This window comes from Massilia timonae CCUG 45783 (assembly GCF_000315425.1).
Classification (GTDB): Bacteria; Pseudomonadota; Gammaproteobacteria; order Burkholderiales; family Burkholderiaceae_D; genus Telluria; species Telluria timonae.
The window spans coordinates 60,695-72,873 of record NZ_JH992924.1 but is presented as its reverse complement, the minus strand read 5'-3'; the positions used below and the strand labels follow the sequence as shown (position 1 = coordinate 72,873).

11 protein-coding genes are annotated in these 12,179 nt (G+C 67.6%); 7 read left to right on the top strand and 4 right to left on the bottom strand.

What is annotated here, in order from left to right:
- The first annotated feature begins 96 nt into the window (after nt 1-96).
- The 6 genes from HMPREF9710_RS15430 to HMPREF9710_RS15405 all read left to right on the top strand — a co-directional run bounded on the left by HMPREF9710_RS15430 (nt 97) and on the right by HMPREF9710_RS15405 (nt 4,801).
- The gene (locus HMPREF9710_RS15430) at nt 97-762 is read left to right on the top strand and encodes an SPOR domain-containing protein (protein ID WP_005667848.1); all 666 of its coding nucleotides are present in this window, start codon (nt 97-99) and stop codon (nt 760-762) included.
- Nucleotides 763-766: 4 nt separating this feature from the next.
- Nucleotides 767-1,552, top strand: a complete 786-nt coding sequence (locus HMPREF9710_RS15425; protein WP_005667846.1) for an SDR family oxidoreductase — start codon at nt 767-769, stop codon at nt 1,550-1,552.
- A complete protein-coding gene (locus HMPREF9710_RS15420) occupies nt 1,549-2,313 on the top strand; it encodes a biotin--[acetyl-CoA-carboxylase] ligase (RefSeq protein WP_005667842.1) in 765 nt (254 codons plus the stop codon). Before HMPREF9710_RS15425 ends, HMPREF9710_RS15420 begins: the two co-directional genes overlap by 4 nt.
- A complete protein-coding gene (locus HMPREF9710_RS15415; RefSeq protein WP_005667839.1) occupies nt 2,310-3,053 on the top strand; it encodes a type III pantothenate kinase in 744 nt (247 codons plus the stop codon). The genes HMPREF9710_RS15420 and HMPREF9710_RS15415 overlap by 4 nt, the downstream gene beginning before the upstream one ends.
- The gene (locus tag HMPREF9710_RS15410; protein ID WP_005667836.1) at nt 3,047-3,790 is read left to right on the top strand and encodes an SPOR domain-containing protein; all 744 of its coding nucleotides are present in this window, start codon (nt 3,047-3,049) and stop codon (nt 3,788-3,790) included. The genes HMPREF9710_RS15415 and HMPREF9710_RS15410 overlap by 7 nt, the downstream gene beginning before the upstream one ends.
- 216 nt (nt 3,791-4,006) lie before the next feature.
- Nucleotides 4,007-4,801 carry a PEP-CTERM sorting domain-containing protein gene (locus HMPREF9710_RS15405; RefSeq protein WP_005667833.1) on the top strand — a complete coding sequence of 265 codons (795 nt, stop codon included), beginning with the start codon at nt 4,007-4,009 and terminating at the stop codon, nt 4,799-4,801.
- Between the two features lie 90 nt (nt 4,802-4,891).
- On the opposite strand, the gene HMPREF9710_RS15400 is transcribed toward HMPREF9710_RS15405, so the two are convergent.
- Complete coding sequence (locus tag HMPREF9710_RS15400; RefSeq protein ID WP_005667831.1) at nt 4,892-5,905, bottom strand: septal ring lytic transglycosylase RlpA family protein; 1,014 nt, start codon at nt 5,903-5,905, stop codon at nt 4,892-4,894.
- A gap of 197 nt (nt 5,906-6,102) precedes the next feature.
- Here HMPREF9710_RS15400 and HMPREF9710_RS15395 point away from each other — a divergent pair, with 197 nt between their 5' ends.
- Nucleotides 6,103-8,256 carry an ATP-binding protein gene (locus HMPREF9710_RS15395; protein ID WP_005667829.1) on the top strand — a complete coding sequence of 718 codons (2,154 nt, stop codon included), beginning with the start codon at nt 6,103-6,105 and terminating at the stop codon, nt 8,254-8,256.
- Nucleotides 8,257-8,443: 187 nt separating this feature from the next.
- On the opposite strand, the gene rodA is transcribed toward HMPREF9710_RS15395, so the two are convergent.
- From rodA to mreD, 3 genes are read right to left on the bottom strand one after another with little or no spacing between them, the layout of a single operon-like run.
- Nucleotides 8,444-9,562 carry a rod shape-determining protein RodA gene (gene rodA, locus HMPREF9710_RS15390; RefSeq protein ID WP_005667827.1) on the bottom strand — a complete coding sequence of 373 codons (1,119 nt, stop codon included), beginning with the start codon at nt 9,560-9,562 and terminating at the stop codon, nt 8,444-8,446.
- 3 nt (nt 9,563-9,565) lie between these two features.
- On the bottom strand, nt 9,566-11,536 hold the full coding sequence (gene mrdA, locus HMPREF9710_RS15385) for a penicillin-binding protein 2 (RefSeq protein ID WP_005667825.1): 1,971 nt from the start codon (nt 11,534-11,536) through the stop codon (nt 9,566-9,568).
- 16 nt (nt 11,537-11,552) lie between these two features.
- Nucleotides 11,553-12,071, bottom strand: a complete 519-nt coding sequence (mreD, locus tag HMPREF9710_RS15380) for a rod shape-determining protein MreD (RefSeq protein WP_005667823.1) — start codon at nt 12,069-12,071, stop codon at nt 11,553-11,555.
- Between the last annotated feature and the right edge of the window lie 108 nt (nt 12,072-12,179).

Genomic DNA, 12,179 nt, shown 5'->3' with positions numbered 1-12,179 from the left:
CGACCGAAACTGCAACGCGCAGCAGGTTTTTCGAAGTGCCCTAAAGTGCAGGCAGCACTGGAACCGAAGCCCAACGTCTCATCACCAGAAAGCGTCATGACCGTCATCCGTACCTTCTCGAAGCGTAGCCAACGCTACCAACGCGGCAGCACCCTGACCGGCATCATCGTCGGCCTGATCATCGGGCTGGGGATCGCGGTGGCGGTCGCGCTCGTGATCACCAAGGGCGCCTCGCCGTTCACCGACCGTTCCAACAAGATGGGCCGCCCGGCCGACCTCGAGCCGAGCCAGGCGTCCGATCCCAACAAGCCGATGTACGGCAACCGGGCGCCGGTGCCGCAAACGCCGGCCCAGCCGAGCGCGCCGGCGAGCGTGCCGGCGCCGTCGCCACAGCAGCAGCCCGACTCCGACCCGCTGGGCGCCGCCATCGCCGGCATGCAGGAGCCGCGCCCGAGCGCGCCGCCACCGCCGCCGGGCCCGGTCAACACCGCCGCCCCCGCCTCCGGCGCGGCGGCCGTGACCGACGGCTACATCTATTACCTGCAGGCCGGCGCCTTCCGCGAGATGTCGGACGCCGAGAACACCCGCGCCAAGCTGGCCCTGCTCGGCTTCGAGGCCGCCATCACCGACCGCAGCACCGACAGCGGCGTGCTGCACCGGGTGCGGGTCGGCCCCTACTCGCAAGTCGAAGCCGTCAACAAGGCGCGCGCCAAGCTGCTCGACAGCGGCATCGACGTCGCCATCGTGCGCAACCAGCGCTAAGCCCATGTCGACGCGGACGGAGCGCGTCTTCATCACCGGCGCCTCGAGCGGCATCGGCGCCGCCCTGGCGCGCGAATACGCCGCGCGCGGCGCCACGCTCGGCCTGCTGGCGCGGCGGCGCGACCACCTGGTTGCGCTGGCCGCTTCGCTGCCCCACCCGGAACGGCATCACATCTACGCGGTCGACGTGCTCGATCGCGACGGCCTGGCCGCGGCCGCGCTTGACTTCATCGCCGCCAACGGCGGCGCCGACGTCGTCATCGCCAGCGCCGGCATCTCGCACGGCACGCTCACCGACCGCGCGGCCGACCTGGCCGTGTTCGACGCGGTGTTCGCCACCAACGTGGGCGCCACGGTCGCCACCTTCACCCCCTTTATTCCCGTCATGCGGCAGCAGGCGACGCCCTGCCGCCTGGTCGGCATCGGCAGCGTGGCGGGCGTGCGCGGCATGCGCGGCGCCGGCGCCTACTGCGCCAGCAAGGCCGCCGTGCACAGCTACTGCGAAGCGCTGCGGGTCGAGCTGCGCGCGACCAACATCCGGGTGGTGACGATCGCCCCCGGTTATATCGACACCCCCATGACCAGCAAGAACCGTTTTCCCATGCCCTTCCTGATGCCCGCCGACCGCTTCGCGGCGCAAGCCGCCACCGTGATCGCGCGCGGCGACAGCTACCGCGTCCTGCCCTGGCAGATGGGCGTCGTCGCCAAGCTGCTGCGCCTGTTGCCCAATTTCCTGTTCGACCGCCTGTTCGCGCGCGCGCCGACCAAACAGCGCCAGGGGGAAGCATGAACGCCGATGCCATCCGCGCGCTGTCGAAGGCCGGCGTGGCGGTCGACGTCGTGGCGCAGACCGGCTCCACCAATGCCGACCTGCTGGCGCGCGCCGCGACGCTCGAAGCGCCATTGCTGCTGGTGGCCGAACACCAGACCGCCGGCCGTGGGCGCGCCGGCCGCAGCTGGCTGTCTTCGCCCGAAGGTTCGCTGACCTTTTCGCTGGCGTGGAAATTCGACGGCGGCCCGCAGCTTCTTAGCGGCCTGCCGCTGGCCATCGGCGTGGCGCTGGCCGAGACGCTCGGCGCGCTGGGCCAGCAAGTCCAGCTGAAATGGCCGAACGACCTGCTCAAGGACGGCGACAAGCTGGCCGGCATCCTGGTCGAGACCCAGTCCGCGCCCGGTGGCGGCACCTGGACCGTGATCGGCATCGGCCTCAATCTCCTGATGCCGGACGAGATGGAAGCGCAGCTGGGACGCAGCGCGGCCGGCGTGCCCTGGCTGGCGCGCATGGAGCGCGACGTCCTGATGGCGGCCCTGCTCGACGGCCTGGCCGCGGCGCTGGCGGAGTTTTCCGCGCGCGGCTTCGCCGCCTTCGCCGCGCGCTGGAACCTGCGCCACGCCTGGCAGGGCGAGACCGTGGTCCTGCTCGACCACGGCGCGGTGCGGCACGAGGGCCGCGCCGCCGGCGTCGACGACAGCGGCCGCCTGCTGCTCGACACGTCGGAGGGCCGCATCACCGTGATGGCCGGCGACGTCTCGCTGCGGGTGAAGACATGATGCTGCTGGTCGACGCGGGCAATACCCGCGTCAAGTGGGCGCTGGCCGACGCCGGCAGCGCCCTCGGCGCGTGGCGCCTGCACGGCGCCGTGCTGCATGCGCAGCTGGACGAAGCAGCTGCCCGATGGGCGAGCGCCGGCGTGACCCGCGCGCTGGTGTCGAACGTCGCCGGCCCACAGCTGGCCGGGCGCATCGCGGCCCTGCTGCCGGCCGGGATCGAGGTCGAATGGTTCGCCTCCAGCGTGGAGCGCGCCGGCCTGCGCAACGGCTACCGCGACCCCGGCCGCCTGGGCTGCGACCGCTTCGCCGCCGCCATCGGCGCGCGCGCCCTGGCGCCCAGGCAGAACCTGATCGTCGCCACCTGCGGCACCGCGACCACGGTCGACGCGGTGAGCGCCGACGGCCTGTTCGTGGGCGGCATGATCCTGCCCGGCCTGGCGCTGATGGCGTCCAGCCTGGCCAGCAACACGGCGCAGCTGCCGCAGGTAGTCCCTGGCGCCGTGCCGGCGCTGTTTGGCGACAATACCAACGACGCGATTCTCTCCGGCGTGCTGTCGGCCCAGGCCGGCGCCATCGAGCGCGCCGTGGCCGGACATGGCGCCTCTTCCTGCATCGTCTCGGGCGGCGCGGCGCCGACCATCGCGCCCGCGCTCAAGGTCGCGCACAGGGTGGTCGATAATATCGTGCTGGTCGGCCTGCAGGCGGCGACCGCCTGGAGAGAGGGGGAAGCACGGTGTTGAAATTCGTATTCTGGGCGCTGCTGGCCGCGAACGCGGCCTTGCTGGCGTATGGCCAGGGCATGCTGGGCCAGCCCGGCGCCGGTGAGCGCGAGCCAGGCCGGCTGAACAACCAGCTGGCGCCCGAACGCATCACGCAACTGACGGCGGTCGAGGCCAAGCGCGCGCTGGACGAGGCCGAGGCCATGGAAGCCGGCGACGCCGAAGCCCGCGCCGAGCCATCCGCCGCCGCGCCCTCGCCGGAGCCGGCGCCGCCGGCCGCCGTGGCGCCGGACCTGATCGCCTGCGTCCAGGCCGGTCCCTTCAGCGCCGCCGACGCCCGCCGTTTCGAAACCCGGGTGGCCAGCCTGGACCTCGCTGCGCGCCAGTCGCGGGTCGACGTCCCCTTCCAGGAAGTGACCAGCCGCCTGGTCTACCTGCCTCCCAACGGCGGCCGCGAAGGCGCCCAGCGCCGCGCCGCCGAGCTCAAGGAACGCGGTGTCGAGAATTTTTACATCATGCAGGGCGACTCGCCGCTGCGCTGGGCGATCTCGCTGGGCGTGTTCAAGACCGACAGCGCGGCCCAGAAGCTGGTGGCGCAACTGCAGCGCCAGGGTGTGCGCGGTGTGCGGGTGCTGCCGCGTGGCCCGCAAGTCATGCGCCCCGCCTACCAGTACCAGGCGATCGATGCCGGTGCGCGCAACCGGCTTTCCACGCTCATCGGCAACTTCTCCGGCGCCGACTTGCGCAACTGCGAATAACGTCGCGGTCGTGTATCGCATCCATCCAGCGCGCCACATGGCGCGCTTTTTTATGCGGTGTGCAGTTGACCACCCGCAAGCTGTCGAATATCTTTACACTTAATTTTCCTCAAGAAATTTTAATTAACCAAAACAAACACTTATATCCTTGGCACACTATTTGCTCTATATCAAATTAAGTTGTTCCAATATAATTTGACGTTCCGAGGGGAAACCATGAAACAGATCATCACCGCCTTGCTGCTCGCCGCTGCCACGCTGTCGACCACCGCTGCCGCTGCACCCATTTCGCTGAACGGCTCGCTGGCCAACGGGATGCTGGATCAGGGCAGCTACAAAGTCGCTTTCATCAACGATACGCCGCTGCCAGAAAAATATACCTTCAATAGCCTGTCGTATTCGTTCTCCTTCAAGGACGATGGCGAACTGATGAAACTGACCTCGACCAGCGACCGCGACGAAGGCGAATACGGCAAGGTCAAGAATGGCAAGAGCACCCGTGATGTGACGGTCACCAATACCCATACCTATACCGGTGAACAAGAGAGCGCCGCCCTGTGGTTCGGCGACTTCCTGCTCGGAAGCGGAAGCACCCAGCTCTTCGAGTCGAGCTATACCTCCCCGTCGAGCTTCCAGGAAATTTACGACGGCCAAAAATGCACGAAATGGTTCTTCTTCATCTGCAAACAATCGCACTCGCAATATTCGGATACCACGACCACGACGACGACCGTGAAGAAGGCGTACACCGGTGAGTTCACCATCAGCGGCACCGTGACGAACCAGTCCATCATCGACGCGCTGCTGAACGATGGCCAACTGACGTTCAAGCTGAAAGTGCTCGGCGACCTGATGCTCACCAACTCCGAGCTCCTGCTCGACTACACCAAGGTGGAAGAGCCGACTGAAGAGCCGGGCGAAGTGCCTGAGCCGTCGAGCGTCCTGCTGGCCGGCGCCGGCCTGGCCGCCATCGGCTTCCTGCGCCGCCGCCGCACCGCCGCACAGGCATAAGCGCTTCTTTTCCGCTCGAAGAAATGGCCGGTTCGCCGGCCATTTTTCATGGCGCGGAGGTTCAGCGCGCCGCGTTCGACGAGGGGGCGATCAGCGCTGGACCACGATCGGCTTGAAGCCGAGGCTGGACGGCAGCGCACGCATGGCTTCCATCGCTTCGGCGCGGCTGGCGTAGGGGCCGCCGTACAGGCGATTCAGGGAACCCACCTTCACCACTTCGAGCTTGCCCAGCTCGACGCCGGCATCGGCGATCTTTTCTCCCATCGCCTCGGCGGTGCCGGCGCGGCCATAGGCGCCGAGCTGGATGAAGAAGCGACCGGCCGGCGCGGGCGCGGACACCGGCTCTGCCTGGCTCACCAGCGCCGCGCTGTCGGAATGAATCCGGTCTTCCAGCATCAGCGCCTCGATCTCGGGCGGCGCCGATTGCGCGATCGACGCGACTTCGCGGCGCGCGGCCGCGATCTGCGCCGGCGGGACGATCGGATCGCCCGGGAACAGGCGCTCGATCTCGACTTCATGGCTGCCCTTGCCCAGCAGCCCGAGCTTGAGCGCCGCCGTGTACGAGACGTCGATGATGCGGCTGGAATGGAAGGGGCCGCGGTCGTTGATGCGCACCACCACCGAATTGCCGGTGTCGAGGCTGGTCACGCGCACATAGGACGGGATCGGCAGCGTCGGATGCGCGGCCGTCATCTTGTACATATCGTACAGTTCTCCGGACGCCGTGCGCTGGCCGTGGAACTTGACGCCATACCAGGTGCTGACGCCGCGCGCGCTGTACCGCTCGTCATTTCCCAGCGGCGTATAGGTCTTGCCCAGCACCGTGTAGGGACGGCTGGTCCATTTGTTGAAGGGCTCGGCCTTGACCACGGCGTCCGGCACGTCGAGCAGGCCGTCGGGGATGTCGTCGCCCGGGCCGTCGTCCTTGTAGTAGCCGCCGCGGCCCGACTTGGCGGCCGGCAGCTGGGGCGCCTTGCCATGCTTGGCGGTCGGCTTGTGCGGCCAGGGGAAAGGATTGAGCTTTTTATGCTCTCCCGTGCTGCTGCAGGCCGATACTAGAATGGCAACCGGTATGACCGCCAGGAAGCTTGTACGAACGCCCATTGGCCGTCCTCCATCGTGTTAGGTCGACCCCCAGTTTACGTTGTCTTGCCAGACTCATCAATATGCAGGCATCAAGCCGGAATGCGATAATGGCCGTTTTGGCAAGACGTCCGCGTGCCCTGATCGTTCCGAAAGTGTGGTTCCGGCGCAAAAAAACAGGGCATACTGCGGCATCGCCGGTCTGTCCGCTTTCAACCATGTTGCACGCTTCGCATATTTTCGATCACCTGCCGGGTAACGGCGACACCGTGACCCTGCTGCGGCAGACCGACTGGTCGCGCACCTGCCTGGGCGACCCATCCACCTGGCCCGACGCCTTGCGGCTGCAGGTGAACGTCTGCTTCGAATCGCAGTTCCCGATCGCGATATGGTGGGGCCCGGACCTGATCCAGCTGTACAACGATTTCTACCGGCCGATCCTCGGTTCGAGCAAGCACCCGGCGTCGTTCGGCGGCCCGGCCCGGGAAACCTGGCCCGAAATCTGGCCGACGATCGGCGCCATGGTCGACCAGGTGATGAACGACGGCATCGCGGTCAGGGGCGAGGACATGCCGCTCGAACTGCTGCGCAACGGCTACCCCGAACTGTGCCACTTCACGTTTTCGTACAGCCCGATCCGCGATATTTCGGGCGCCGTCGTCGGCATGTTCACCGCGGCGGTCGAGACGAGCGCGCGCGTCATGGCGGAACGCCGGCGCGCTTTCCAGCTCAACCTGGCCGACGAATTGAGGGGGCTGGCGACGACCGACGACATCATCGGCACGGCGACCCGGCTGATCCGCCAGCACCTGGGCGTCACGCGCGCCTATTACGCCGAAATCGACGACCAGGCCGGCTGCTTCCACATTCCCGCGCAATGGACGCACGGCGGCGAGCTGCCCGCCCTGCCCGGCCTGCCGATGCACGGATCGGTGGCCTCGTTCAGTCCCTACCTGCTGCAAAGCCTGCGCGCCGCGCGGGCGGTGGTGGCCGAGGACATCGCGGCCGACCCGCACCTGGCCGGGCATGCGCAGGCCTACCAGGATCTCGGGATGCAGTCGGTCGTCGTCATGCCGCTGAACCGGGGTGGCCAGCTGCGCGCCAACTTCAATGTCGGCCATTCGGTGCCGCGCCGCTGGACGCCGGGTGAACTCGAGATCATCGCCGACGTGGCCGAGCGCACCTGGGACGCGATCGAGCGGGCCCGGGCCGAAGAAGCGCTGCGCCTGTCAAGCCGCCTGAAGGACGAATTCCTCGCGATGCTGGCGCATGAACTGCGCAACCCGCTGGCGCCGATCAGCGCCGCGGCCGACCTGCTCGCCGCCGCCCGCCTCGACGAGGACAAGATACGCCGGACCAGCGCCGTCATCCAGCGCCAGGTCGCGCACATGACCGCGCTGGTCGACGACCTGCTCGATATCTCGCGCGTGACCCGCGGCCTGATCACGCTGGAACAGAGAGAGATCGATGTGCACGACGTCATCGCCGACGCCGAGGAGCAGGCGCGCCCGCTGATGGAAAAGCGCCAGCATGCGCTGCGCTGCATCTGCCGCGCGGGGAAGGCCTACGTTCGCGGCGACCGCAAGCGGCTGGTGCAGGTGCTCGCCAATCTCCTCAACAATGCGGCCAAGTACACGCCGCCGGGCGGCGCGATCGACATGCGGGTCGAGGTGCGGGAGCGCGACGTCGCCATCTCGGTGAGCGACAACGGCATCGGCATGGCCCACGAGCTGGTCGGCCGCGTGTTCGATCTGTTCGCCCAGGGCGAGCGCGATGCCGACCGGACCCAGGGCGGGCTGGGCATCGGCCTGGCCCTGGTGCGCAACCTGGTCGAGCTGCACGGAGGCAGCGTCGGCGCGCATAGCGCGGGCGCCGGACAGGGCAGCCGGTTCACCGTGACCCTGCCGCGGATCGAACCCGATGCCGCGCCGGCCGGCAGCGCCGGTTCCGCCACGGGGCTCGCGCCGGCGGCGGGCGGGCTGAAAGTGCTGGTGGTGGACGACAATGCCGACGCCGCCGCCATGCTGTCGATGCTGGTCGAATCGGCCGGCCATGACGTCGTGGTCGAACTGAGCTCGGTGAGGGCGCTCGACAACGTCGAGACGATCAGGCCGGATATCTGCCTGCTCGACATCGGCCTTCCCGAGCTCGATGGGAACGCGCTGGCGCGCCGGCTGCGCGCGATGCCGCGGCTGCCGCCTCCGGTGCTGGTTGCCGTCACCGGATATGGCCAGCAGTCCGACCGCGACAAGGCCTTCGCGGCAGGCTTCGACCATTTCTTCACCAAGCCGGTCGATATTTCCCGCTTGATGGCCTTGCTGACCGAGGTGCACACGGCAGGCCCCGGGGCGCGCGGCGGCCGGGTGCGCTAGACGCGTGGACGGCTTGGCCGTCCTAGGGAAGCGCTGTTTTATTCTGACGGATGGGATTGGCGACGGAAAAAGGCGCCCGGCAAGGCGTAAACCGCAGCCATACCGCGTGGTATGGCGAGGATTTACAACGCAGCAGGGCGCCTTTTTTCCGTGCCAAGACCGCCGCCATGAATAAATCAGCGCTTCCCTAGGTCTGCACCAGCTTGCGATGCCGCTGGATGCTCATCAGGATGCCGGCGCCGAGGCCCAGCGTGATGAAGGCCGTGCCGCCATAGCTCATGAAGGGCAGCGGCACCCCCACGACAGGCAATATTCCTGAAACCATGCCCATATTGACGAAGGCATAGGTGAAGAAAATCATCGCGATCGAACCGGCCAGCAAGCGGCCGAAGGTGTTCGGCGCATTGGCCGCGATCATCAGGCCGCGTCCGATCAAGAGCAGGTAGACCAACAGCAGGAACAGGTTGCCGACCAGGCCGAACTCCTCGGAATACACCGAGAACACGAAGTCGGTGGTGCGTTCCGGCACGAATTCCAGGTAACCCTGGGTGCCCTGCATATAGCCTTTGCCGGTCACGCCGCCGGAACCGATCGCGATGATCGACTGGATGATGTGGAAGCCCTTGCCCAGCGGGTCGGAGGTCGGATCGATCAGGGTCATCACCCGCTGGCGCTGGTAGTCGTGCATCATCGACCAGCCGATCGGCAGGAAGGCCACGACGCTCGCCGTCACCGCCGCGATCGCCTTCCACGACAGGCCGGCCAGGAAGATCACGTACAGTCCCGACGACGCGACCAGCAGCGAGGTGCCGAGGTCGGGCTGCTCCATGATGAGGGCGACCGGGATCATCAGGATCACGGCGGCCACGATGTAATGCTTCCAGCCGGCGACCTGGGCCCGGGTCTGGAAGTACCAGGCCAGCATCAGCGGCAGGCCGATCTTCATGATCTCGGACGGCTGGATGTCGATGACGCCGATGTGCAGCCAGCGCTGCGCGCCCTTCTTGATCAGGCCGAACAGCGCGACCGCGACCAGCAGGGCCACGCCGACCGCATAGACCGGCACCGCGAGCCGCATCAGGGTTTGCGGCGCGATGTTCGCGGCCACCCACATCACGGCGAAGGACAGCAGGAAGTTGCGGATCTGGTGCTCGACCCGGTCCGGGAAATCGGCGCCGGCCGACATCATGGTGACCATGCTGATCGTCACCAGCATGGCCAGGATCAGGGTCAGCGGCAGGTCGAACACCGTGAAGTACGGGCGCAGGCGGCGGCGCAGCGAGCGCCGTTCTGGAATATGGGCCATGGCTTATTCGGTTCGGGTGGCGGTGGCGGGGGCCGAAGGTTGGGGCGCAGCGGCTGCAGCGGCCGGCGCGGCCGCCTTGACGGTGGCGGGACGGGCGCTATCCTTCGGCTCCGGCGGCGGCGCAGGACGCTTGCCGAGGATCGCATAGTCGAGCACCTTGCGCGCGATCGGCGCCGCCACGACGCCGCCGAAACCGGCGTTCTCGACGATCATCGCCAGCGCGATGCGCGGCTGCTCGACCGGCGCGAAGGCGGTGAACAGCGCATTGTCGCGATGGCGTTCGTCGATCGCGTTGGCGTCGTACTTCTTGCCGCGCAGGCCGATCACCTGCGCGGTGCCGGTCTTGCCGGCCGACGTGTACGTGGCGGTCGAAAACGCGCGTTGCCCGGTGCCTTCGCGCATCACGCCGGCCATCGCATCCTTGATGAAATCGAGGTGCTCCTGCTTCATCGACAGGCGCCGGGTCTCCTTGGGCACGGTCAGGGTGCGCTCGCGGGTCACGCCATCCTCGACCATCTTGACCAGGTGCGGCTTCATCACCACGCCGTCATTGGCCAGGATCGCGGTCGCATGCGCCAGTTGCAGCATGGTGTAGTTGTTGAAGCCCTGGCCGATCGAGATCGAGATGGTGTCGCCGCCCACCCATTTCTGGGCCGCGCGGTTGCGCTTGAAGCGCTCGGCCTTCCATTCCTTCGACGGCAGCACGCCGGTCTTTTCGTGATCGAGGTCGATCCCGGTCGGATGGCCGAAGCCGAATTCGCTCATGAATTTCGAGATGTTGTCGATCCCCATCTCGTTGCCCAGCTGGTAGTAATAGGTGTCGCACGAATGGGCGATCGAGTGGTACATGTTGACGATGCCGTGGCCGCCCGGCTTGTCGTCGTTGAAGCGGTGTCCGCCCAGGATGAAGAAGCCGGGATCGCGGATCGCGTCCTGCGGACGGCGGTAACCCAGCTCGAGCGCCGCCAGCGACATGAAGGGCTTGAAGGTCGAACCCGGCGGATAGGTGCCCGACAGCGGACGGTTCATCAGCGGCCGGTCGAGCGAGGTGTTCAGCTCGTTCCAGCTCTGGTAGTCGATGCCGTCGACGAACAGGTTCGGATCGAAGCCGGGCCGCGAGACGTAGGCCAGCACGTCGCCGGTCGAGGGCTCGATCGCCACCAGCGCGCCGCGGTGGTCGCCGAAGGCCTCCTCGGCGATCTTTTGCAGCTCGATGTCGATCGACAGGATCAGGTTGCTGCCCGGTACCGGCGGCGTGCGCTTGAGCGTGCGGATCGCGCGCCCGCCGGCCGAGCGCTCGACCTGCTCGTAGCCGGTGATGCCGTGCAGCTGGCGCTCGTAGCGCTTCTCGACGCCTTCCTTGCCGATATGGTCGGTGCCGTTGTAGTTGGCGGCGTCGTCGCCCTCCTCGATCGCGGCGGCTTCCTTGGCGTTGATGCGGCCGATGTAGCCGATCACGTGCGAGGCCACCTCGCCCATCGGGTACTGGCGGAACAGGCGCGCCTGGACTTCGACGCCGGGAAAGCGGAAGCGCTGGGCGGTGAAGCGCGCCACCTCGTCGTCGGTCAGGCGGGTGCGCAGCGGGATGCTGGCGAAGCTGCGCGACTCTTCACGCAGGCGCTTGAAGCGGCGCCGGTCGCGCGCGTCGATCTCGACCAGCTTGGCCAGCTCGTCGATCACCGACTCCATGTCGGCCTGCAGCTTGGACGGCGTGATCTCGAGCGTGTAGGCCGAATAGTTGCGCGCCAGGACCACGCCGTTGCGGTCCACGATCAGGCCGCGGTTGGGCACGATCGGCACCAGCGCAATGCGGTTGTCCTCGGCCTGCGCCGCGTACTGGTCGTGGTGCAGCACCTGCAGCCAGACCACGCGCGCGACCAGCAGGCCGAAACAGATGAAGACGAGCGCCACCAGCGCCGTGAGGCGCATCCGGAACTGGTGGATCTCGCGGTCGCTATCCTTGAACTCGGTCATTCCTGGGCAAACCTGGTCAGATGGGGCGGGTATGGTCGCGGTCGACGGCGCGCCGCTGGGGCGCCAGCAGCAGCCAGGTGATCAGCGGCCACAGCGCCACCGCCACCACGCTCTCGACGAACGGCAGCAGGCCGGGGAAGCGGCCGGAGACCACCAGGTGCACGACCAGCTGGATGGCCTGCGCCAGCAGCAGCAGCGGGAACACGTGCAAGGCCTGGGTCAGCAGCGGGAACCACAGCACGCGGCGGTGGATCATGATGGCCAGGTAGGACAGCACGGTGTAGGCGAGCGCGTTCTCGCCCAGCAGGCTGGCGTCGTGCACGTCCATCAACAGGCCCATGCAGAAGGCGACGCCGATGCCGACCTTGCGCGGCTGGTGGATGCCCCAGAACACCAGCACCAGCGCGACGAAGTCGGGCGCCCCGACCCAGCGCCCCCAGGGCATCAGGTTGAGCATGAAGGCGCACACCAGGCTGAAGGCGATGAACAGCGGGCTGACGGGCAGCAGGATGTAATGCGGACGGCGACCGGGCATGGCGGCTTACTCCGTTCGGGCGGCCGGCGCGGGCGCGGTCGCGGTCGTTGCAGGTGGCGTGGCGGCGGGCGCCGCCGGACGTGGCGTGGGCTGGGCCGCGGGCGGCGT